The sequence below is a fragment of the Streptomyces caeruleatus genome (assembly GCF_001514235.1).
GTDB classification, from domain to species: domain Bacteria; phylum Actinomycetota; class Actinomycetes; order Streptomycetales; family Streptomycetaceae; genus Streptomyces; species Streptomyces caeruleatus.
On the sequence record NZ_KQ948927.1, the window covers coordinates 230,570 to 252,854 of the forward strand.

Sequence of the window (22,285 nt, forward strand, 5' to 3'; positions counted from 1 at the left end):
GGCGTACGCCCCCGCCGTACGCCCTCGCGCCCGGGAGCCGCTCATGACCGCGACCGCACCCTCCGAACGACACCGCGCCGACTGCGCGTTCACCCTCGCCGCCTGCCGGGACCAGCGCTTCGTCCCCCGGCACCTACGCCTCACCCGGCTGCCCTACCGCCGCCTGAGAGCCGCCGCCCGCGCCGCACTCCCCTTCCCCGAGCCGGAGAGCTGGCTCGACGTCGGCACGGGCTTCGCCCGCTTCCCGGAAGCGGCCAAGGAACTCTTCCCGTACACGGCGTTCGACGGCCTGGACCTCACCCACCGCGTCCTGGACGCCCGCGTCGCCGAACGGGTCGAGGAAGCCCACGTCGGCCACCTCACCGACCCCCGCATCACGGCCCGCCTGCGCGCCCGCTACGACGTCGTCAGCATGTTCCGCCACCTGGAACACGCCCCCGACCCCCGCGCCGAACTCCGCGCCGCCCTCACGGTCCTCCGCCCCGGCGGCCACCTCCTCCTCGAACTCCCCAACCCCCGCGGCCTGTTCGCCCTCCTCCTCGGCCCCCTCTGGATCCCGCACAGCCGCCCGGGCCACCTCCACCTGATGCCCCTCACCACCCTCTGCGAGGAACTCGAACTCCAGGGCTGCACGATCATCTCCACGGACCACCGAGCCGCCCACATCCCCTACGACATCGCCGCCACGACGTCCCTGACCCTGACGCGCCTACTGCCCTCACTCGTGTCCCGAGCGTGCGCCCCCCTGGTAGCCGTGGCCTGGGCCTTGGACCACGTCTTGGCCCCCTTGCTGCGCCGCACCCGTTACTCGAACGCGTACCGGGTCATCGCCCGTAAGGAACAGTTGAGCCTTGATACGCCGTGACTGCAGCGCGGCCAGGGGCGCGGGGCTGTATCGATATGCGGCTCCGCCGCGTGGGCGCGACCAGCCACAACGAACCCGCACCCGCCCACAGACAACTAGCGGCACCCCGGTAGGCGAACTCACCCCCGAAGCACCACAGCCTGCCCCGCCACCACCAACACCACCTGCTCACACTCCGAGGCGAACGCGGCATTCAACCGCCCCAACTCATCCCGATACCGCCGCCCGGAAGCCGTAGCAGGCACAATCCCCGACCCCACCTCATTGGACACGGCGACAACGGTCCGCCGAGTAGCCCGCACCGCCTCCGTAAGCTCCCGCACCCGCTCCCGAAGCGCCTTCTCCCCACCCTCACCCCACACCGCGTCATCCCACGCCCCGACGGAGTCCATCGCATCCGTCAGCCACAACGACAGACAGTCGATCAACAACGGCGCCCCACCCTCGGAGAGAAGCGGCAGCAGATCGCACGTCTCAGCCGTACGCCACGACCCCGGCCGCCGCTCCCGATGCACCGCGACCCGCGCCGCCCACTCGGTGTCCCCGCCCCGCGTGCCCCCGGTCGCCACGTACAGCACATCCGGGAACGCCTCCAGCCGCCGCTCCGCCTCGACCGACTTCCCCGACCGGGCGCCGCCCAGCACCAGGGTCCGGCGCGGCACGTCCGGCACGTCCTCGTACGCCCCCACCACCAGCGTCGTCCCGTCCGGCACCGCCCGCGCCCCCGCCGCCGCCAGCCGCCGCCGCAGCTCGGCACCCGGCGGAGCGTCGTGGTCCAGGTGTACGGCGACGACGTCCGTGGTCGGCCCGAGCGCCCCCACCGCCCGCAGTTTGGCCAGCGCGTCCGGCCGCCCCACGACATCGGCGACCACCATGTCGTACATCCCGACGGCTCCGTTCTCCAGCCCGGCCGGCGCACCCCCCGGCGGCAGGTACAGCAGCCGCTGCCCGTCCGGCCCGGTCACCGCGTACCCCGTGCCCGGCGAGTCCATCGCCACCGCCCGCACCCGATGCCCCGTCAGCAGCGCCAACTCCCGCCCGTCCGGAACCCGCCCGGGCTGCGGCACCCCGGCCGGCACCTCGACGGCGGGCCCGTCATGCGGATGCGACAGCAGCACCTGCCGTACGTTCCCCAGCGAACGCCCGGCCCGAGCCGCCGCGAACGCCGCACCGGGCGTCAGATCCAGCAACAGCGCCCCGTCCACGAGCAACGCGGTCGCCGCCCGCGCATCACCGCCGAGCGCGCTCGCGCACGCCGCGCACGGACAGTCGGGGCGGGGGAGTCCCGCGGGGGCACCGGTGCCGAGGAGAGTCAGTTCCACAGACTGATTTTCGCGTGTCCGCGCAGGTCTCGCGCATCCGACTAGGCTCTGGGCAGAAGCCGGACCTTGATCCGGCCCTTGCTCTGCACGTGCTGACACCTTGGAGGCGTACATGGCGGCATGGACGTGGCGGTTCGAGAAGGCCGACGGGGCGGAGGTCCAGCCCGCGGTGCAGCCCGAGGAGTTCACCACCCAGGGGGACGCCGAGTCATGGATCGGGGAGCACTGGAAGGCGCTTCAGGAGGGCGGCGCGGACCAGGTGCGGCTGTTCGAGGACGCCAGCGAGATCTACGGCCCGATGAGCCTGAACGCCGAGGCATGAGCCGACGGGGCGAGGGCGGCCGTACGCCCTCGCCCCGTCACTGCTCACCCAGCGTCACATCCGCTGTCTTCTTGCTGCCGTTGCGGGTGAACGTCACCGTCGTCCGCTCACCCGGCTTGTCGGCGGCCAGCGCCTCGGCCAGGGACGTGATGGTGGTGATGTCCTCGTCACCCAGCCGGGTGATGATGTCCCCGCGCTCCAGACCGGCCTGGTCGGCCGCCCCGCCCGCCAGTACCTCGACGACGGCCACGCCCGCCGCCTGGTAGTCGTCGTTCACGACCGTACGGCCGGTGATGCCGAGCGCCGCCCGGCCCGAGTCGGTGACCCGGCCGTCCTTGATGATCTGGTCGGCGATCGACTTCACCGTCGACGCCGGGATCGCGAACCCGATGCCGGGTGCCGCACCCTCCCCGAGACCGGGGTCGACGGCGGCCAGGGTCGGGATGCCGATGACCCGGCTGTCGAGGTTCACCAGGGCGCCACCGCTGTTGCCGGGGTTGATGGCGGCCGACGTCTGCACCATGTTGGCGATGGTCGCGCCCGTACCCCCGTTGCCGCTGCCCTCGGTGACGGTCCGTCCGGTCGCCGAGACGATGCCCTGCGTCACGCTGGAAGCCAGCCCGAGCGGCGAGCCCATGGCCAGCACGATCTGCCCGACCGCCACCTTCGACGAGTCCCCGAACTCCGCCGCCTTCAGCCCGCCCGGCGGCTTGTCCAGCTTGATCACGGCGAGGTCCTGCTCCGGGTACGAGGAGACCAGCCGCGCGGTGAGCTCGTCCTCGCTGTTGGCGGTCGTCACCCGGAACGTCCGCTCGTCCCCGACGACGTGCGCGTTGGTGACGATGTGTCCCTGGCCGTCGTAGACCACGCCCGACCCCAAATCGTTCCTGGCCTGGATCTGCACGACCGACGGCAGGACGTCCTCGATCACCTGCAGATAGCCGTCCTGGAGGTCGTCGACGGCGCCGACCGCCTTCGGTACGGCCGCCTGCCGCGTCGCGTCCTCGTTCTCGCGGGTCGCCGAGGAACCGGAACACGCGGCGAGCACGCCGAGACAGCAGACGAGGACGGCGGCCGCGACGGCCGGGCGCCGGGCACGGAAACGGCGAGCATCCATGCCCCGAGTCTCACCGCGGGGCCGGGACGAGGCGCGTCCTGCTCACCCGAACGGGATCGAACGGAGAGAACGGGAGCGGACGGGATCAGCCGCGCACCCCGCACAGATGCAGCAGGGCCGCGACACCGCGATAGGGGTCCGTCTTCCCGGCCCGCTCCTCGACCGCCAGCAACGCCTCCACGTCCGCCGGGATCCCCGTCCCGTCGGCGGCGGTGTCGGTGAACACCCGCACCCCGTACCAGGCGTGCAGCGGCGCCGCGATCCCCGCGAGCGTCGCCGTCAGGTCCGCCAGCCGGTCGGCCCGGACGTCGAGGCCCAGCCGGTTGCGGTACGCGGTCGTGTCGAAGGCGGCCAGCGTCCCCGCCCAGTCCCCGGACAGTCCCGGCCGCATGGCCAGCGCGTCGCCGTTGCGCACCAGCAGCGACAGCAGCCCGCCCGGCGCGAGCATCCGGGCCAGCCCGGCGAGCAGCGGGTCGGGCTCCTCGATGTACATCAGCACGCCGTGGCACAGCACGACGTCGAAGCTGCCCGGCAGGAAGTGGACGCCGGTGTCGCGCCCGTCGCCCTGGACGATGCGCACCCGCTCCCGGATGCCCTCCGGCTCACCGGCGAGCTCCTCACGGGCCGTCGCGATCATCCTCGGGTCCTGCTCGACGCCGGTCACCTGGTGCCCGGCCCGGGCCAGCCGCAGCGCCTGCGTGCCCTGGCCCATCCCCACGTCGAGCACCCGCAGCCGCTGCCCGACCGGGAACCGCCCGGCTATCTGCTCGTCGAGCTGCCGGCCCACCAGCTCCTGCCGTACGACATCACGCAGCCCGCCCAGTCTGCTGAGCCACGCGTCGGCCGCACCCCCGGAAAAAGCAGTAGCGCTCAGGGCCGCTCTCCGCGCTTGACCTGAGGCTTCGGCAGCCTGAGCCGGCGCATCTGCAGGGAGCGCATCAGCGCGTAGGCGACAGCGCCGCGCCGGTTGGTGTCCGGGAAGCGCTCGGCGAGCCGCTTCTTCAGCCGGAAGCCGGTGACCACCGAGTCGAGCACGATCAGCACGATCACGACCAGCCACAGCAGCAGCGCGACGTTCTGCAGCGCGGCCACCTGCACCATGCTCAGCACGAGGATGACCACGGCCATCGGGAGGAAGAACTCCGCGATGTTGAAGCGCGAGTCGATGAAGTCACGCGCGAACTTGCGGACCGGGCCCTTGTCACGGGCCGGCAGATACCGCTCGTCGCCCCCGGCCAGCGCCTGGCGCTGCTTCTCCAGCGCGGCCCGGCGCTCGTCGCGCTGCCGCTTGGCGGCCTCCTTGCGCGACGTCGGCGTGTTGGCGACGCTGCGGCGCTGGGTCTGGGCCTCACTGCGCTTGGGCGTGGGGCGGCCCTTGGGGGCCTCGGGGTGGCGGGTCTGAGTGGAGTCGGTCACCAGCGCCTTGTCGGCGTCCTGGGCCTTCTCTTCCTTGGCACGGCTACGGAACACAAAACCCAAGGGTACGGGGTGGCAGGGGTTGGACCCCAGCCCCGTGGGGAACGATCCGGCAACACCAGTCGTCGTAGGGGGACAGAGGGGACGTTGCAGACGGTTCCTCCTCCGGCCGCGGAGTCACCCGGCAGCCACCCGGGAGTCACCTACTCCTTACGCCGGAGCGGGAGCGTCAGCAGTCGTCCTTGGGGATGAGCGCATCCGTCCCCGAACAGTGCGTCAATGGATGCAGGGCCCGTACTGTGGGTTCTGTCGCAGAGCTGGAGCTGGACGTCAGAAGGGGGCGCGCGAAGCCCATGAGCGGTGTCATGAAGCGTATGGGGATGATCTTCCGCGCGAAGGCGAACAAGGCCCTTGACCGGGCCGAGGACCCGCGCGAGACCCTCGATTACTCGTACCAGAAGCAGCTGGAGCTGCTCCAGAAGGTCCGCCGCGGCGTCGCCGACGTGGCCACCTCGCGCAAGCGCCTGGAACTCCAGCTCAACCAACTCCAGCAGCAGTCGTCCAAGCTGGAGGACCAGGGCCGCAAGGCGCTCGCGCTGGGCCGTGAGGACCTGGCCCGCGAGGCGCTCTCGCGCCGCGCCGCCCTCCAGCAGCAGGTGACGGACCTGGAGACCCAGCACGCGACCCTCCAGGGCGAGGAGGAGAAGCTCACCCTGGCGGCCCAGCGCCTCCAGGCCAAGGTCGACGCCTTCCGCACCAAGAAGGAGACGATCAAGGCCACGTACACCGCGGCCCAGGCCCAGACCCGCATCGGCGAGGCCTTCTCCGGCATCTCGGAGGAGATGGGCGACGTCGGCCTGGCGATCCAGCGCGCCGAGGACAAGACGGCCCAGCTCCAGGCCCGGGCCGGCGCCATCGACGAACTCCTCGCCTCGGGCGCCCTCGACGACCAGTCCGGCATGCACAAGGACGACATCCAGGCCGAGCTGGACCGGCTCTCCGGTGGTACGGATGTAGAGCTGGAACTGCAGCGCATGAAGGCCGAGCTGGCGGGCGGCACGTCCTCGCAGCAGGCGATCGAGGGCGGCAACGGCCAGTCGCAGTCCCAGCAGCAGCCGCAGGACACCCCGCGCTTCGACAAGCAGTAGCCGACGGCCGGGGCCCACGCCGAGGAGGCGAGATGGGCGACATGATCGTCCGGATCATGGGCGAGGGGCAGGTGAAGCTGTCCGACAGTCACCTGCCCGAGCTGAACAAGCTCGACGACGAGCTCCTGACGGAGATGGAGAACGGCGACGGGCCCGGCTTCCGCCGCACCCTCACCGCCCTCCTCTCCAAGGTCCGGGAACTGGGCGACCCCCTGCCCGACGACTCCCTGGAACCCTCGGAACTGATCCTGCCGTCGCCGGACGCGACGCTGGAGGAGGTCCGGGAGCTGCTGAGCGACGACGGCCTGATCCCGGGGTGAGCGTCACCTGTCGGCGCCGGCCCGAATCTTTCAGCCCGTCCGGCGTTTGAGGACGAGGCCCGTCCAGGGCCGAAGCGGGGGTCTGGGGGCGGCAGCCCCCAAAGGGGCGCGGGGAACTGCGCGACAAGCCCCCACCGGCAGCCAGCCGCACAACGACCACCGGGGGTCTGGGGGCGGCAGCCCCCAGCCGACGCGCACCCCAACGCCGGGCACACACCACAAGGAACCTCCAGTTGGCCCCCGTTCCAAGCCCCGCAGGGACCCGCCTCCGGCGTCACCTCAAGGCGCACCCCATGGCACTGGACGCCGCGCTCGCGGTCGCCGTGCTGGCCTGCATGGTCGCCGGCTCCTTCGTGGACCCGCACGGGAAGAACGAAGTCACCTGGGCCCTGCGCACCCCTGACGCGCTCAGCCTCCTGCTCATCACCCTCGGCGCCGCGGCCCTCGTCTTCCGCCGCCGTGCCCCCATGACGGTCCTCGCCCTCACCGGCACCGCCTCCGTCGTCGAGTCCGTCACCGGCGACCCCCGCGCCCCCGTCGCCATGTCCGCGGTCATCGCCCTCTACACCGTCGCCTCGACCACCGACCGCCCCACCACCTGGCGCGTCGGCCTGCTCACCATGACCGTCCTGACCGGCTCCGCGATGCTCGCCGGCCCCCTGCCCTGGTACGCCCAGGAGAACCTCGCCATCTTCGCCTGGACCGGCATCGGCGCCACCGCGGGCGACGCGGTCCGCAGCCGCCGCGCCTTCGTCGCCGCCATCCGTGAGCGCGCCGAACGCGCCGAGCGCACCCGTGAGGAGGAGGCCCGCCGCCGCGTCGCCGAGGAGCGCCTGCGGATCGCCCGGGACCTGCACGACGTCGTCGCCCACCACATCGCCCTCGTCAACGTCCAGGCCGGTGTCGCCTCCCACGTCATGGACAAGCGGCCCGACCAGGCCAAGGAGGCCCTGGCCCACGTACGCGAGGCCAGCCGCTCGGCGCTCAACGAACTCCGCGCGACCGTCGGCCTGCTCCGGCAGTCCGGCGACCCCGAGGCCCCCACCGAACCCGCCCCGGGCCTGGACCGACTCGACGAACTCGCCGGCACCTTCCGCAGTGCGGGCCTCCAGGTGGAGATCGCCCGCGCCGACCAGGGCACCACGCTCCCCGCCGCCGTCGACCTGGCCGCCTACCGGGTCATCCAGGAGGCCCTCACCAACGTGCGGAAGCACGCGGGCCCGGAGGCGAAGGCCGAGGTCAGCGTCGTCCGGGTCGGCCCGAACGTCGAGATCACCGTCCTCGACGACGGAGCCGGCGACGACGAGAGCGTCGAGGGCGGCGGCCACGGACTCCTCGGCATGCGCGAGCGCGTCACCGCCCTGCGCGGCACCCTCACCACTGGCCCCCGCTACGGAGGCGGCTTCCGCGTCCATGCGATCCTGCCGGTCAAGAGCCGCACCCGCGCCGCGGAAGACGCCGTATGACAACCGAAGACGTATGACAACCGAAGACGTATGACAACCGAAGACGTGGGACACCCCTGACATCCCCCGACAGACGAGGACCCCGCATGACCATCCGCGTCCTGCTCGCCGACGACCAGGCCCTGCTGCGCAGCGCGTTCCGGGTGCTGGTCGACTCCGAGCCCGACATGGAGGTCGTCGCCGAGGCCTCCGACGGCGCGCAGGCGGTGCGGCTGGCCAAGGAGAAGCAGGCGGACGTCGTCCTGATGGACATCCGGATGCCCGGCACCGACGGCCTCGCCGCCACCCGCATGATCAGCGCCGACCCGGCCCTCGCCCAGGTCCGCGTCGTCATCCTGACCACCTTCGAGGTCGACGACTACGTCGTGCAGTCGTTGCGCGCCGGAGCCTCCGGGTTCCTCGGCAAGGGCTCCGAACCCGACGAGCTGCTCAGCGCCATCCGCGTCGCGGCCGGCGGCGAGGCCCTGCTCTCCCCGGCCGCCACCAAGGGCCTGATCGCCCGTTTCCTCGCCCAGGGCGCCGACGACGACCGCGACCCGGCCCGCGCCGAACGGCTCGACGCCCTCACCGGCCGGGAGCGCGAGGTCCTCGTCCTGGTCGCCGGCGGGCACTCCAACGACGAGATCGCCGAGCGCCTGGAGGTCAGCCCGCTGACCGTGAAGACGCACGTCAACCGGGCCATGTCCAAGCTGGGCGCCCGCGACCGGGCCCAGCTCGTGGTGATCGCGTACGAGTCCGGGCTGGTACGTCCAAGGGTGGAGTGACCTCGAAGCGGCGTACTGCGCCGGGAGTAGGCGCCGTATAAGGAAATGGACCTGGGGCCTACGAAACCGGGCTCCCCGATGGCTCAGGGTGTAAGGGCGGGCGCTCACTTGTGCGCCGCAGACGTACCTGCCCACTTCTGCCGCTCACAGAAGAGAGACCCTGACCCATGTCCTGGCTGTCGAGATTCAGCCTCGCCCAACGTGCCCTGATAGGCCTGATGTCGATCATCGCCATCGCCTTCGGTGCGATTGCGATACCTCAGCTCAAGCAGCAGCTGCTGCCCTCCATCGAACTGCCCATGGTGTCCGTGCTCGCGCCGTACCAGGGCGCCGCGCCGGACGTGGTCGAGAAGCAGGTCGTCGAGCCGATCGAGGACAGCCTCGAAGCCGTCGACGGCATCACCGGCGTCACCTCCACGGCGAGCGAGGGCAACGCCGTGATCATGGCGTCCTTCGACTACGGCCCCGACACCCAGCAGCTGGTCGCCGACGTCCAGCAGGCCGTCAACCGGGCCCGGGTGCAGCTCCCGGACGACGTCGACCCGCAGGTCATCGCCGGTTCCACGGACGACATCCCGACCGTCGTCCTCTCCGTCACCTCCGACCAGGACCAGCAGGCCCTCGCCGACCAGCTCGACCGGACGCTGGTGCCGGACCTGAAGGACATCGACGGCGTCGGCCAGGTCACCGTCGACGGCGTACGCGACCTCCAGGTCACCGTGACCCCGAACGACGCGAAGCTGGCGAAGGCCGGCCTGACCTCGGCGGACCTGTCCCAGGCCCTCCAGGCCGGCGGCGCCACCGTCCCGGCCGGCTCCTTCGACGAGGGCGGCGACAACCGCACCGTCCAGGTCGGCGGCGGCTTCACCTCGATCGAGCAGATCGAGGACCTCATGGTCACCGGCCAGGGCACGTCCGCCTCCGCCGACACGAAGAAGCCGGTCCGCCTCGGTGACGTCGCCGCCGTCGAGCAGGAGCAGGCCCCGGCCGACTCCATCACGCGCACGAACGGCAAGCCGTCCCTCGCCATCGCCGTCACCATGGACCGCGACGGCAGCGCGGTCGCGATCTCCGACGCGGTGCGGGACAAGCTGCCGGAGATGCGGGGGGACCTCGGTACGGGCGCCACGGTCACGGTCGTCAGCGACCAGGGCCCGGCGGTCAAGAAGTCCATCGACGGACTGACCACGGAGGGCGCCCTCGGTCTGCTCTTCGCGGTCCTCATCATCCTGGTCTTCCTGGCGTCGATCCGCTCGACGCTGGTGACCGCGGTCTCCATCCCGCTGTCGGTGGTCCTGGCCCTGATCGTGCTGTGGACCAGGGACCTCTCCCTGAACATGCTGACCCTCGGCGCGCTGACCATCGCCATCGGCCGTGTCGTCGACGACTCGATCGTGGTCCTGGAGAACATCAAGCGCCACCTCGGTTACGGCGAGGAGCGCGAGGAGGCCATCCTCAAGGCGGTCCGCGAGGTCGCCGGGGCGGTCACCTCCTCCACCCTCACCACGGTCGCCGTCTTCCTGCCGATCGGCCTGGTCGGCGGCATGGTGGGCGAGCTGTTCGGCTCGTTCAGCCTGACGGTGACGGCGGCCCTGCTGGCGTCGCTGCTGGTGTCGCTGACGGTCGTCCCGGTGCTGTCGTACTGGTTCCTGCGCGCCCCGAAGGGCACCCCGGCGGACGCCGACGAGGCACGCCGCAAGGCCGAGGAGAAGGAGGCGAGGAGCAGGCTCCAGCGCTTCTACGTCCCCGTCCTGCGGTTCGCGACCCGGCGCCGTCTCACCAGCGTGCTGCTCGCGATCGTCGTCCTCATCGGCACGTTCGGCATGGCGCCGCTGCTGAAGACGAACTTCTTCGACCAGGGCGAGCAGGAAGTCCTCACCGTCAAGCAGGAGTTGAAGCCGGGCACCAGCCTGGCGGCGACCGACGAGCAGGCGACGAAGGTCGAGAAGCTGCTCTCCGGCATCAAGGGCGTGAAGGACTACCAGGTCACGATCGGCTCGTCCGGCTTCATGGCGGCCTTCGGCGGCGGCACGGACACCAACCAGGCGTCGTACCAGGTGATGCTGGAGGACTCGGCGTCGTACGAGGACGTGCAGGACCGTATCGAGGCGGGTCTGGCCAAGCTCGACGGCGTCGGTACGACCACCATCGCGGCCGGTGACGGCTTCGGCGCCCAGGACCTGAGCGTCGTCGTCAAGGCGGCCGACGGGGACGTGCTGCGCAAGGCGGCCGAGCAGGTCCGCGAGGCGGTGGCCGGCCTGGACGACGTCACGGACGTGACCAGCGACCTGGCGCAGAGCGTGCCGCGCATCTCGGTGAAGGCCAACGACAAGGCGGCCGCGGCCGGCTTCAACGACCAGACCCTCGGGATGGCCGTCGCCCAGGCGGTCCGCGGCAACACGGCCGCCCAGGCGACCCTCGACGACACCGAGCGGGACGTCGTCATCAGGTCGGCCAAGCCGGCGAAGACGCTGAAGCAGCTTCGGGACCTGCCCCTGGGCCCGGTGAAGCTGGGCGACATCGCCGACGTGAAGCTGGTGGACGGGCCGGTCTCGATGACCCGCATCGACGGCCAGCGTGCCGCCACGATCACGGCGAAGCCGACCGGTGACAACACCGGCGCGGTCAGCACGGACCTCCAGGCCAAGATCAACGAGCTGACGCTCCCGGCGGGCGCGACGGCCTCGATCGGCGGTGTCTCCGAGGACCAGGACGAGGCGTTCGCCAACCTGGGCCTGGCGATGCTGGCGGCCATCGCGATCGTGTTCATGCTGCTGGTGGCGACCTTCCGCTCGCTGGTCCAGCCGCTGATCCTGCTCGTGTCGATCCCGTTCGCGGCGACCGGCGCGATCGGCCTCCTGGTGGCGACCGGCACCCCGATGGGCGTCCCCGCGATGATCGGCATGCTGATGCTGATCGGCATCGTGGTGACCAACGCGATCGTGTTGATCGACCTGATCAACCAGTACAGGCGGCAGGGCTACGGCGTCGTGGAGGCGGTGATCGAGGGGGGCCGGCACCGTCTGCGGCCCATCCTGATGACCGCGCTGGCGACGATCTTCGCGCTGCTGCCCATGGCCCTGGGCGTCACCGGCGAGGGCGGTTTCATCGCCCAGCCGCTGGCCGTGGTCGTCATCGGCGGCCTGATCACCTCGACCCTGCTGACCCTGCTCCTCGTCCCCACGCTGTACGCGATGGTGGAGCTCCGCAAGGAGCGCCGGGCGAAGAAGCGGGCGGCGAAGAGGGCGAAGAAGGCGGGCGTCCCCGACGAGCCGACGTCGGGTTCGGCCTCCGGGCCGGGTTCGGGTCCCGGCTCGGCCTCGGACGAGCCGGAACCGGCCGGCGTCTGACCTCCGGCCTGACGAATCGCCCGACCTGAGCGAAACCGGCCGGCCCGTCCCAGGAACCCTGGGACGGGCCGAGCCGTTTCTTCGGAGCGGTGCAGGCCGGGCAATCCGCCTGACATCGTCTCGGCCGCGCCTGGCCGGCAGGCCAGGGAGTGCAGGTGGGGAGCTGCGCTGGCTGGCTCGTCCGGGCCGACGGTCACCGTGCGGTGTCCGGCCGGGTCTGGCTGGTTGAGCGTCTGGGCGGCGGGCGGCGGTCTGGTCCCGGGGTGGTGCCGAAGGGGTGTGCGCAGGTGGGGAGCTGCGCTGGCTGGCTCGTCCGGGCTGGCGGTCACCGTGCGGTGTCCGGCCGGGTCTGGCTGGTTGAGCGTCTGGGCGGCGGGCGGCGGTCTGGTCCCGGCGTGTTGCCGAAGGGGCGCGTAGGCAGGAGCTGCGTCGGCTGGCTCCTCCGGGCCGACGGTCACCGTGCGGTGTCCGGACCGGGTCTGGCCGGTTGAGTGCCCGGTGGCGGGCCGCCCCGGGGCGATGCCGAAGGGGTGCGCGTCGGTCGTCAGTGGCGGTGGCGGTGGCGGGTGTTGAGGCGGGCGGCCTGACGTGTCAGGTAGTCGCGTTCGGCGAGGTCGGGCGCCTTCTGGGCCGCCTCGGCGTACAGCCGTGCCGCCGTCGGCAGGTCGCCGGCGCGTTCGTGGAGGTAGGCCGCCGCCGCGGTGTACCGGGGCAGCGAGTCGTCCAGCGCCGCGAGCGCGGCCAGCCCGGCGCGCGGTCCGTCGGCCTCGCCCACGGCCACCGCCCGGTTGAGCCGGACGATTGGGCTGTCGGTGAGGCGCGCGAGCTCGTCGTACCACTCGACGATCTGCACCCAGTCGGTCTCCTCGGCGCTGAGCGCGTCGGCGTGGAGGGCCGCGACGGCGGCCTGGGCCTGGAACTCGCCCAGCCGGTCCCGGGCGAGGGCCGCCTGGAGGATCCGCACCCCCTCGGCGATCGACGCGGTGTCCCACCGGCCGCGGTCCTGCTCGGCGAGCGGCACCAGGCTCCCGTCGGGCGCGGTCCGGGAGGCGCGCCGGGCGTGGTGCAGCAGCATGAGGGCGAGCAGCCCCGCCACCTCCGGGTGGTCGATCGTGGCCGCGAGCTGCCGGGTGAGCCGGATGGCCTCGGCGGCGAGGTCGACGTCGCCGGAGTAACCCTCGTTGAAGACCAGGTAGAGCACGCGCAGCACGGTGGCGACATCGCCGGGCTGGTCGAACCGTATGCCGGAGACGGTGCGCTTGGCCCGGCTGATGCGCTGCGCCATGGTCGCCTCGGGCACCAGGTAGGCCTGGGCGATCTGCCGGGTGGTGAGCCCGCCGACGGCACGCAGTGTGAGCGCGACCGCGGACGACGGGGTCAGCGACGGGTGGGCGCACAGGAAGTACAGCTGGAGCGTGTCGTCCACGTCGGGCGCCGACCCGGGCGCCGGCTCCTCGTCGACCAGGTCCTCGCGCCGGCGGCGGGCGCTGTCCGCCCGGACCTGGTCGAGGAACTTGCGCCAGGCCACGGTGACCAGCCAGCCCTTGGCGTCCCGCGGCGGATCGGTCGGCCACACCCGCACCGCCTCGACCAGCGCGTCCTGCACGGCGTCCTCGGCCGCCGCGAAGTCGGCTCCGCGGCGGACGAGGATCGTGAGGACGCTCGGGGTGAGGCTGCGCAGCAGTGCCTCATCCATGGAAGAGGCACTCCGCGTCCCTGGGCGCCGCGCCCAGGAACGGCCGCACCTCCAGCCACTCGTGGATCGGCTTCCCGCCCGCGCCCGGCGCCGCCGACAGCTCCCCGGCGAGCTCGACGGCCCGCTCGTAGCTGTCGACGTCGATCACCATCCAGCCGGCGATGAGGTCCTTGGTCTCGGCGAACGGCCCGTCGGTGACCGGCGGCCGCCCCTCACCGTCGTACCGGACCCACGCCCCCTCGGGCGCCAGCGCCTGACCGTCGACGAACTCACCGCTCTTCTCGAGCCGGGCCGCGAAGTCGTTCATGTACTGCACGTGCGCCGAGATCTCCTCCGGCGTCCACTGGTCCATCGGCACGTCGTTCACGGCAGCCGGGGCGCCACGGTAGTGCTTGAGAAGCAGGTACTTGGCCATGGTGTCTCTCCTCGATGCTGTGCGACCCATTCTGGTCGCGTTCACTACGGGGACGGAGCCGATACCGGGTTCTCGACATCGCGCCGGAAGTTTTTTGGCCCACCGCACATCGAGCCCGGCGAACGGTCCGACGGACCGGCCTCCGGATCTTTGTGTCTTCTGCCAGTACGGCCCTGCCCCGGCCCGCCGGAAGACTTCCCGTCACAGGCCGCGGCGTGTCCCGGGACGGGACGGTCGCGGCCCATGACGTGACGACGAAGCACAGGGGAGGACACCACGATGAGCGTGCAGCAGTACGACGAGATCGGTGAGGCGTTCGAGGGCTTCAAGTCCCTGCCGTTGACGCGGTACGGAGAGGTGCCCAGCTTTCTGGGCCTGGTCGGGGACGTGCGCGGCAAGTCGGTTCTCGACCTGGCCTGCGGCACCGGGTTCTACAGCAGGGAGTTCAAGCGGCGCGGCGCCACGGACGTGCTCGGAGTCGACATCTCCGGCGAAATGGTCGCCGCCGCGCAGCGGTTGGAGGAGGGCGACCCGCTGGGCGTGCGCTACGAGGTGGGCGACGTGGCCGAACTGCGGCCCCTTGAACGGCGCTTCGACATCGCCCTCGGGGTCCAGCTGCTCAACTACGCGCAGACCATTGCCGAGTTGGAGTCGATGTGCCGCCACGTGCACCGCGGCCTGGTGCCCGGCGGCGAGTTCTTCGTACTCGCCCAGTCGCCCGACTACCCCGGTGGCGAGCAGGCCCTGGCCAAGTACGGCTTTCTCTGCGAGCCGACCGGCGAGAAGATCGAGACCGGCCCGCGCTTCCGGGTCACAGCGCTGCTCGACCCGCCGATCTCGATCATCGGCGCCGTGCCGAGCCGCGAGCTCTACGAAGCGTCTCTGCGGGCGGCCGGATTCAGCGACCTGACCTGGGTGCCTCTGGAGGTCTCCGAGGCCGGCCTGCGCGAGTTCGGCGCGGACTTCTGGGCCGACTTCCTCGCCGAGCCGCCGCTGGAGATGCTGCGCTGCCGCGCCTGAGGGGGAAACGGACAAGGGCGGGGACCGACCATCCCGGTCGGGCCCCGCCCTCATGCCTACGGCGCTCGGTCGTCCGCTTCCGGCCCGGCCCGGCCCGGCCTGGCTACGGCAGCGCCAGCATCCGCTCCAGCGCCAGCTTCGCGAACGCCTCCGTCTCCTTGTCGACCTCGATCCGGTTGACCAGGTTGCCCTCGGCCAGCGACTCCAGGGTCCAGACCAGGTGAGGGAGGTCGATGCGGTTCATGGTCGAGCAGAAGCAGACCGTCTTGTCGAGGAAGACGATCTCCTTGCCCTCGGGCGCGAAACGGTTCGCCAGGCGCCGTACGAGGTTCAGCTCGGTCCCGATGGCCCACTTGGAGCCGGCCGGGGCGGCCTCCAGGGCCTTGATGATGTACTCGGTCGAACCGACGTAGTCCGCCGCCGCCACGACCTCGTGCTTGCACTCGGGGTGCACCAGGACGTTCACGCCCGGGATCCGCTCGCGGACGTCGTTCACCGAGTCCAGGCTGAAGCGGCCGTGCACCGAGCAGTGCCCGCGCCACAGGATCATCTTCGCGGCGCGCAGCTGGTCGGCGGTCAGCCCGCCGTTCGGCTTGTGCGGGTTGTAGACGACGCAGTCCTCCAGGGACATGCCCATGTCCCGGACGGCGGTGTTGCGCCCGAGGTGCTGGTCGGGCAGGAAGAGCACCTTCTCGCCCTGCTCGAACGCCCAGTCCAGCGCCCGTTTCGCGTTGGACGAGGTGCAGATCGTGCCGCCGTGCTTGCCCGTGAACGCCTTGATGTCCGCGGACGAGTTCATGTACGACACCGGCACGACCTGCTCGGCTATGCCGGCCTCGGTCAGCACGTCCCAGCACTCGGCGACCTGCTCGGCCGTCGCCATGTCGGCCATCGAGCAGCCGGCGGCGAGGTCGGGCAGGACGACCTTCTGGTCGTCGGACGTCAGGATGTCCGCCGACTCGGCCATGAAGTGCACGCCGCAGAACACGATGTACTCGGCCTCCGGGCGGGCGGCCGCGTCGCGGGCCAGCTTGAACGAGTCACCGGTCACATCCGCGAACTGGATGACCTCGTCGCGCTGGTAGTGGTGGCCGAGCACGAAGACCTTGTTCCCGAGCTTCTCCTTGGCCGCGCGGGCGCGCTCGACCAGGTCCGGGTCGGACGGCGAGGGAAGGTCGCCGGGACACTCGACGCCGCGCTCGCTCCTCGGGTCGGCCTCACGGCCGAGGAGCAGCAGGGCGAGGGGCGTCGGCTGTACGTCGAGCTCCTGGGTCTGGGCGGTGGTCACGACACGCACCCTTTCTGTTCTGCGGCTCGCCGGCACCGGAGAATCCGGATCCGGCGGGTCAAGCGGGACACCTTCATCGACCTTCTCGTCGATTTGACGCTATCTATCATAACTGGTTCACGTCAGTTTGACGATGGCCATCATGTCGATGTGACGTGAATCCCGGTGACGGGTCCGCGTATTCCCCAAAGAGGCGTTTTCCGCTTCGCACGCCGTGTGCGAGCATGAAGAAAGACGGAAAGACAAGCGCCCGGCCCTGGAATGAATCCGCGGCCCCGCCGGTTGCACACGTCGGCAAGCAGTCTCCGTACAACCCGGGAGAGATGTAGATGTCCGTATCGGACGAGACCAGCACCGCCACCGACGGCATCATCCTGAGTGACGCCGCCGCGGCCAAGGTCAAGGCCCTGCTCGACCAGGAAGGCCGCGAAGACCTCGCGCTGCGTGTCGCCGTTCAGCCCGGTGGCTGCTCCGGCCTGCGCTACCAGCTCTTCTTCGACGAGCGCTCGCTCGACGGCGACGTCGTCAAGGACTTCGGCGGGGTCAAGGTCGTCACCGACCGCATGAGCGCCCCCTACCTGGGCGGCGCGTCCATCGACTTCGTGGACACGATCGAGAAGCAGGGCTTCACGATCGACAACCCGAACGCGACGGGCTCCTGCGCCTGCGGCGACTCCTTCAACTGAGGCAGCCCGGCCGAGCCCGGTAAGGGCCCGCTGACACGCGGAAAGGCGGCGACCCCCTCCGACGGGGCCGCCGCCTTCCTGTGTCCGCGGACCCTTACCGGGCCCCGGACGTCTGCGGTGTCGCCGGGAGCCGCGCCCCGGGCTTCTCCAGCGGGACCGCCTGGCCGTCCGTGCCCACGACCTTCCGGTCCCCGAGCGGCTCGTCCAGTCGCACGGTCTTGTGGAACAGCTTGGCGATCTGGATGCACACCTCGCCCGACTGCGACGTCTCGGTCACCCGGACCGTCACCTCGTCGCCGCTCTCGCTCGCCGTCACCTTGTAGTCGGCGCACACCCCGCCCGTGAACGCCACGGTCAGCTCCGTGCCGTCGGCCGTGTAGCCGTCCGCCGCCACGTTCCGGACGATCGGCGACGAACTCGGCTCGTCCTTCGGCCCGCTCGGCCGCGGTGAGGCCGGTCCGGACGGCTCCTCGGACGGCGCCGACGAGGCCAGGTACTTCGGGTCGATCGCCGGATACGTCACCGTGAAGCTGTCCTGAGCGCCCGGCGACCGCACCTCGAACAGCCACGACGGCACCAGCGCCTGCCGGGCCTCCACCTGGTGCGCGGCCAGCCCGAACACCGCCTTCTCGACGGTGATGGTGTCCTCGGCCGGCGCACCCGTCGACGACTGAGCACCACAGGGCGCCTCAAGACGGTCCTTCAGCGGTACGGGGCTGGCACAGCCGCCGGTGCCCATGCGGTGGCCGGTCCCCGGCGCCGCGTTCATCAGCCCGAGCGTCTTCTCGGCGTCCAGCACGGGGTACGTGTCCCCCTTCACCGGCGCCTTCAACTGGCCGCTGCCGCCGACCACCTCGCCCTGGGCGCTCACGGTCACCCCGGTCGTCCAGCCGTACGTGGGCAGCCCGCCCACCACGGGGTTCGCGTTCACCACCCGCTGGGCGCCCATGAGCTGGCTCGCGTCGAGCTTGGCGTCGTCCTGGCCCACCGCCTTGAGCACCGGCGCGGCGGCCTTCTTGGCGGCGGCCTCGCTCACCGGGTCGTCGGCCGGCCCGGCCGGGTCCTGCCGGCAGACGGTGGTGCTCTCGCAGTTGTCGGTGCCGGGGGAGTACCGGGAGAACGTCCAGGTCCCCGGCGCCTGCCTGTTCACCTGAAGGCTGGGCCCCGCCCCGTCCGTGGCCCCGACCCGCCAGGTCTCCCCCTGCGCGAGCGGCTTCCCGTCCACCCCGAGCGCCTCGGCCAGCCGCGCCACCTCGGCCGCGCCGACCTCACCGCCCGCCCGGTACACGGGCGCCGACCCGGGCCCGTCCGGCAGCTCCCCGTCGACCTTGTAGGTGACGCCGTACGGGTTGGGCTCCCCGGGCGCGATACCGCCCGTACCGCCCGTACCGGGCTCGCTGTAGCCGTCGAGACGCAGCGGCGGCGGAGAACCGCCGTCGGCCGCCCCGGACGCCGTACCGCCGCCCGACCCACCGGACGTGCTCGCGGCGAGATAGGCCCCACCGCCCCCGACGAGCAGTACGGCGGCGGCGACGGACGCGATGATCGCGGGGGAACGGCGCCGGGGCGCATCGGAGCCATCGGCGTCGTCGGCGTCGTCGGCGGCGCCGACATCGGGAACACCGGCCGGATCCGCCCCCTCGGCACCACCGGCCTCGGCGACAGGCTCGACCTCGGCGCCGCCCTCTGCCTCGACCTCGGCCCCGACCTCGACGTCGCCTCCGGTCCGGTCCTCGTCCTCGGCGCCGGAAACGGACGTGACGTCCTCCGCACCGCCGCCCGAAGCCTCGGTACCGGCGGCGTCCGCGGCGGCCGCGCCCTTGTCCTGCCCGGCGACCTGCTCCTCGGCGGAGCCGTCGGCGCCCGTGTCGTCGTTCTCGGGTCGCTCGGTGTTCACCGCATCGCTCCTTCGGCTGCGCACATGTCCCATGACCCTGACCCGACCCTGTCAAAAGAGTCGGTCCGTCGGGTCGTATCCCGCATCCCCTTTACGGGGGACGCCGATGGGACGCAGCGGGGGAGCGCGCGGTTCCCCGAACGGCGCGGTCGGCTCAGTCGCCGTAGTCCGACATCGCGTCCAGCAGCCGCGCGGACCTCGGCGGGACGGTCACCCCGTGGATGCGTGAGGGGGAGACGGGACGGGAAAGGACACGATCGGGAGCGGCCCAGTGCGGAGCCATCCGCGCGCAGTCGCCCAGCAGTGACGCCAGGTCGACCTCCGGGTCGGCCGGAGCGGGGGCGCGGACCTCGAATTTCGTCATAGCCGCACCGTAGACACGCCGGGCCCCGTGAAGAAAGATCTACTATCGGGTAGTTTCGGCCACTTCAGAGTGCCGGTCACGAACGGTAGCGTGGACTGTCAATTCCGCCTCCCCGCAGGAGACCTCCCGCCGTGCGCATCGCAGTCACCGGCTCCATCGCCACCGACCACCTCATGACCTTCCCCGGCCGCTTCGCCGACCAGCTCGTCGCGGACCAGCTGCACACGGTCTCGCTCTCCTTCCTGGTCGACAACCTGGACGTCCGCCGGGGCGGCGTCGGCGCGAACATCGCCTTCGGCATGGGCCAGCTGGGCACGAAGCCGATCCTGGTCGGCGCCGCGGGCTCCGACTTCGACGAGTACCGGGCCTGGCTGGACCGGCACGGCGTCGACACCGGCTCGGTCCGTATCTCCGAGACCCTGCACACCGCCCGGTTCGTCTGCACCACCGACGCCGACCACAACCAGATCGGCTCCTTCTACACCGGTGCGATGAGCGAGGCCCGCCTGATCGAGCTGAAGACCGTCGCGGACCGGGTCGGAGGCCTCGACCTGGTCCTGATCGGCGCCGACGACCCCGAGGGCATGCTCCGCCACACCGAGGAGTGCCGCGCCCGCCAGATCCCCTTCGCCGCCGACTTCTCCCAGCAGATCGCCCGCATGGACGGCGACGAGATCCGGATACTGCTGGACGGCGCGACGTACCTGTTCTCCAACGAGTACGAGAAGGGCCTCATCGAGTCCAAGACCGGCTGGACGGACGCGGAGATCCTCTCCAGGGTCGGCCACCGCGTCACGACCCTCGGCTCGCGCGGCGTCCGCATCGAGCGGGCCGGCCACGACCCGATCGAGGTCGGCTGCGCGGAGGAGGAGCGCAAGGCCGACCCCACGGGTGTCGGCGACGCCTTCCGCGCGGGGTTCCTGTCGGGACTGGCCTGGGGCGTCTCGCTGGAGCGGGCCGCGCAGGTCGGGTGCATGCTCGCGACGCTCGTCATCGAGACGGTGGGGACGCAGGAGTACCAGCTGCGGCGGGGGCACTTCATGGAGCGGTTCTCGAAGGCGTACGGGGACGCTGCCGCTGAGGAGGTCCGTGAGCACCTCGGCTGAGGCCGGGTGCGGGTGCGACTACGCGGCTGCCTCGGAGGGTGCGTTGTCGGGTGCCGGTGCGTGAGGGCTGGTCGCGCACACGCGGCGGTAGCCGCATATCGACACAGCCCCGCGCCCCTAAAAAACGGGCGTTCAGCTCACCCGGCGCACGAGATAAGCCGTCCCTTCTGTCGCCGGTTCCTCCCCTACGTACTCCTGCCCCCGCATCTCGCACCACGCCGGGATGTCCAGGCGGGCGGCCTCGTCGTCGGCGATGACGCGGACCAGGCCGCCCACCGGCACGTCCCCGATGACCTTGGCGAGCTCGATGACCGGGATCGGGCACAGCTTGCCGAGGGAGTCCACGACCAGGACGTCGTCGCGTACGACCGTCTCGGTGGTCGGCGCGCCCAGCTTCTCCCGGACCCCGGCCACCGCCCCCGGCAGCACCTCCAGGAACCGCTCGACGTCCTCCGCCGCGGTGCCGAACGGCAGCGACACCCGCACATTCCCCTCACTCAGCACCCCCATCGCCCTCAGCACATGGCTGGGCGTCAGCGTGCTGCTCGTACAGGACGAACCGGAGGACACCGAGAACCCGGCGCGGTCCAGCTCGTGCAGCAACGTCTCCCCGTCGACATAGAGACAGGAGAAGGTGACGATGCCAGGGAGCCGGCGCACCGGATCGCCGACCACCTCCACGTCCGGCACCAGCCCCGGCACCTGGGCCCGGATCCGCTCCGTCAGCTCCCGCAGCCGTACCGCCTCTTGGGCAGCCTCCGCCCGCACGGCCCGCAGCGAGGCCGCCGCGGCGACGATCGCCGGGATGTTCTCGAACCCGGCCGCCCGCCCCGACTCCCGCTCGTCCGCGGGCCCTTGCGCGGCGAACCGCACGCCCTTGCGTACGACCAGCAGGCCGACCCCCGACGGCCCACCCCATTTGTGCGCACTCCCGGTCAGCACCGACCAGTCACCCTCGACGGGCCCCCACCCCAGCGACTGCGCCGCGTCCACCAGCAACGGCACCCCGGCCTCCCGGCACACACCGGCCACCTCCGCCACCGGCTGCTCGGTCCCCACCTCATGGTTGGCCGACTGCAGACAGGCGAGCGCGGTGTCCGCCCGAAGGGCATCCGCGAACCCCTGCACGCTCACGGCCCCCGCACGGTCCACCGGTACCTGCGTGACCGCCCCGCCCCCGGCCTCGTGCACATCAGCCGCATGGAGCACAGAGGAGTGTTCGACGGCAGACACCATCAGGTGACGCCCGACCCGCCGCCGCCCGGCCAACACCCCGGCGACACCCGAGTGGACGGCCTTCGTCCCCGACGAGGTGAACACCAACTCGTCGGCCCGGCACCCCACGGCCTCGGCGGCGGCCTCCCGAGCTGCGTCCAGCAGCATCCGGGCTTTGCGGCCCTCCCGGTACAGACGTGCAGGATCAGCCCACCCGTCGTCGAGCGAGGCATGGAGCGCCTGCCGGGCGACAGGATGAAGAGGAGCGCTTGAAGCAGCGTCGAAGTAGGCCACACGGCAACGCTAAACCGCCGGTCGCTGCAACGTCCCTGAAGGGGCGCGGGGAACTGCGCGAGCAACCACAACAGACCCGCAGCCGCCAATCCAGCGAACCCCCCACCCCACTAGGCCCCCCTCCCCGCGAACCCCCGGAGGGCGTCGGCTAGGGTTTGGTCCGCATAAACATCCAAACCCCTGCCCGTCGCAGGGCGGCGACCGACCCGCGAGA

At 71.5% G+C, this 22,285-nt stretch carries 20 protein-coding genes; 10 read left to right on the forward strand and 10 right to left on the reverse strand.

Features of this window, described 5'->3' with window-relative positions; translation table 11 throughout:
* The first annotated feature begins 43 nt into the window (after positions 1–43).
* Positions 44–865: a class I SAM-dependent methyltransferase gene (locus AQJ67_RS13395; RefSeq protein ID WP_062718896.1), complete on the forward strand. Its 822-nt coding sequence runs from the start codon at positions 44–46 to the stop codon at positions 863–865.
* Positions 866–984: 119 nt separating this feature from the next.
* On the opposite strand, the gene AQJ67_RS13400 is transcribed toward AQJ67_RS13395, so the two are convergent.
* Positions 985–2,187, reverse strand: a complete 1,203-nt coding sequence (locus AQJ67_RS13400; protein WP_062718898.1) for a bifunctional adenosylcobinamide kinase/adenosylcobinamide-phosphate guanylyltransferase — start codon at positions 2,185–2,187, stop codon at positions 985–987.
* Between the two features lie 112 nt (positions 2,188–2,299).
* Here AQJ67_RS13400 and AQJ67_RS13405 point away from each other — a divergent pair, with 112 nt between their 5' ends.
* On the forward strand, positions 2,300–2,509 hold the full coding sequence (locus AQJ67_RS13405) for a hypothetical protein (RefSeq protein ID WP_062718900.1): 210 nt from the start codon (positions 2,300–2,302) through the stop codon (positions 2,507–2,509).
* 37 nt (positions 2,510–2,546) lie between these two features.
* Here AQJ67_RS13405 and AQJ67_RS13410 read toward each other — a convergent pair whose 3' ends face one another.
* The 3 genes from AQJ67_RS13410 to AQJ67_RS13420 form a co-directional block, all read right to left on the reverse strand.
* Positions 2,547–3,626, reverse strand: coding sequence for a S1C family serine protease (locus tag AQJ67_RS13410; protein ID WP_062718902.1), 1,080 nt, complete (start codon positions 3,624–3,626; stop codon positions 2,547–2,549).
* A gap of 85 nt (positions 3,627–3,711) precedes the next feature.
* Positions 3,712–4,413, reverse strand: a complete 702-nt coding sequence (locus tag AQJ67_RS13415) for a class I SAM-dependent methyltransferase (protein ID WP_062718911.1) — start codon at positions 4,411–4,413, stop codon at positions 3,712–3,714.
* An 83-nt stretch (positions 4,414–4,496) separates the two neighbouring features.
* Positions 4,497–5,135 carry a DUF3043 domain-containing protein gene (locus AQJ67_RS13420; RefSeq protein WP_079055940.1) on the reverse strand — a complete coding sequence of 213 codons (639 nt, stop codon included), beginning with the start codon at positions 5,133–5,135 and terminating at the stop codon, positions 4,497–4,499.
* A gap of 260 nt (positions 5,136–5,395) precedes the next feature.
* Between AQJ67_RS13420 and AQJ67_RS13425 the strand changes: the two genes are divergently transcribed.
* The 5 genes from AQJ67_RS13425 (at position 5,396) to AQJ67_RS13445 (ending at position 12,090) form a co-directional block, all read left to right on the forward strand.
* Entirely contained in the window at positions 5,396–6,190 is a 795-nt protein-coding gene (locus AQJ67_RS13425; protein ID WP_079055941.1) for a PspA/IM30 family protein, read from the forward strand.
* Between the two features lie 41 nt (positions 6,191–6,231).
* Positions 6,232–6,510, forward strand: a complete 279-nt coding sequence (gene pspAA / locus AQJ67_RS13430; RefSeq protein WP_062719341.1) for a PspA-associated protein PspAA — start codon at positions 6,232–6,234, stop codon at positions 6,508–6,510.
* 233 nt (positions 6,511–6,743) lie between these two features.
* A complete protein-coding gene (locus AQJ67_RS13435) occupies positions 6,744–7,976 on the forward strand; it encodes a sensor histidine kinase (protein WP_425264149.1) in 1,233 nt (410 codons plus the stop codon).
* Between the two features lie 86 nt (positions 7,977–8,062).
* Positions 8,063–8,740: a response regulator gene (locus tag AQJ67_RS13440; RefSeq protein ID WP_062718919.1), complete on the forward strand. Its 678-nt coding sequence runs from the start codon at positions 8,063–8,065 to the stop codon at positions 8,738–8,740.
* 167 nt (positions 8,741–8,907) lie between these two features.
* Positions 8,908–12,090 carry an efflux RND transporter permease subunit gene (locus AQJ67_RS13445; RefSeq protein WP_062718921.1) on the forward strand — a complete coding sequence of 1,061 codons (3,183 nt, stop codon included), beginning with the start codon at positions 8,908–8,910 and terminating at the stop codon, positions 12,088–12,090.
* 544 nt (positions 12,091–12,634) lie between these two features.
* Here AQJ67_RS13445 and AQJ67_RS13450 read toward each other — a convergent pair.
* Together AQJ67_RS13450 and AQJ67_RS13455 are read right to left on the reverse strand one after the other, a co-directional pair.
* A complete protein-coding gene (locus tag AQJ67_RS13450; protein ID WP_062718923.1) occupies positions 12,635–13,786 on the reverse strand; it encodes an RNA polymerase sigma factor in 1,152 nt (383 codons plus the stop codon).
* Complete coding sequence (locus tag AQJ67_RS13455) at positions 13,779–14,201, reverse strand: YciI family protein (protein ID WP_062718925.1); 423 nt, start codon at positions 14,199–14,201, stop codon at positions 13,779–13,781. The genes AQJ67_RS13450 and AQJ67_RS13455 overlap by 8 nt, the downstream gene beginning before the upstream one ends.
* Before the next feature lie 279 nt (positions 14,202–14,480).
* Between AQJ67_RS13455 and AQJ67_RS13460 the strand changes: the two genes are divergently transcribed.
* On the forward strand, positions 14,481–15,221 hold the full coding sequence (locus tag AQJ67_RS13460) for a class I SAM-dependent methyltransferase (RefSeq protein ID WP_062718927.1): 741 nt from the start codon (positions 14,481–14,483) through the stop codon (positions 15,219–15,221).
* A gap of 103 nt (positions 15,222–15,324) precedes the next feature.
* On the opposite strand, the gene nadA is transcribed toward AQJ67_RS13460, so the two are convergent.
* A complete protein-coding gene (gene nadA / locus AQJ67_RS13465; protein ID WP_062719342.1) occupies positions 15,325–16,509 on the reverse strand; it encodes a quinolinate synthase NadA in 1,185 nt (394 codons plus the stop codon).
* 329 nt (positions 16,510–16,838) lie between these two features.
* Between nadA and AQJ67_RS13470 the strand changes: the two genes are divergently transcribed.
* Entirely contained in the window at positions 16,839–17,195 is a 357-nt protein-coding gene (locus AQJ67_RS13470; RefSeq protein WP_010357248.1) for an iron-sulfur cluster assembly accessory protein, read from the forward strand.
* Positions 17,196–17,289: 94 nt separating this feature from the next.
* Here AQJ67_RS13470 and AQJ67_RS13475 read toward each other — a convergent pair whose 3' ends face one another.
* Positions 17,290–19,092: a hypothetical protein gene (locus tag AQJ67_RS13475; protein ID WP_062718928.1), complete on the reverse strand. Its 1,803-nt coding sequence runs from the start codon at positions 19,090–19,092 to the stop codon at positions 17,290–17,292.
* 154 nt (positions 19,093–19,246) lie between these two features.
* A complete protein-coding gene (locus tag AQJ67_RS13480) occupies positions 19,247–19,456 on the reverse strand; it encodes a hypothetical protein (RefSeq protein ID WP_062718930.1) in 210 nt (69 codons plus the stop codon).
* Positions 19,457–19,587: 131 nt separating this feature from the next.
* On the opposite strand from AQJ67_RS13480, the gene AQJ67_RS13485 reads away from it, so the two are divergent.
* A complete protein-coding gene (locus tag AQJ67_RS13485) occupies positions 19,588–20,562 on the forward strand; it encodes a carbohydrate kinase family protein (protein ID WP_062718933.1) in 975 nt (324 codons plus the stop codon).
* 132 nt (positions 20,563–20,694) lie between these two features.
* On the opposite strand, the gene AQJ67_RS13490 is transcribed toward AQJ67_RS13485, so the two are convergent.
* Positions 20,695–22,071: a cysteine desulfurase/sulfurtransferase TusA family protein gene (locus AQJ67_RS13490; protein WP_079055943.1), complete on the reverse strand. Its 1,377-nt coding sequence runs from the start codon at positions 22,069–22,071 to the stop codon at positions 20,695–20,697.
* Positions 22,072–22,285: the final 214 nt, after the last annotated feature.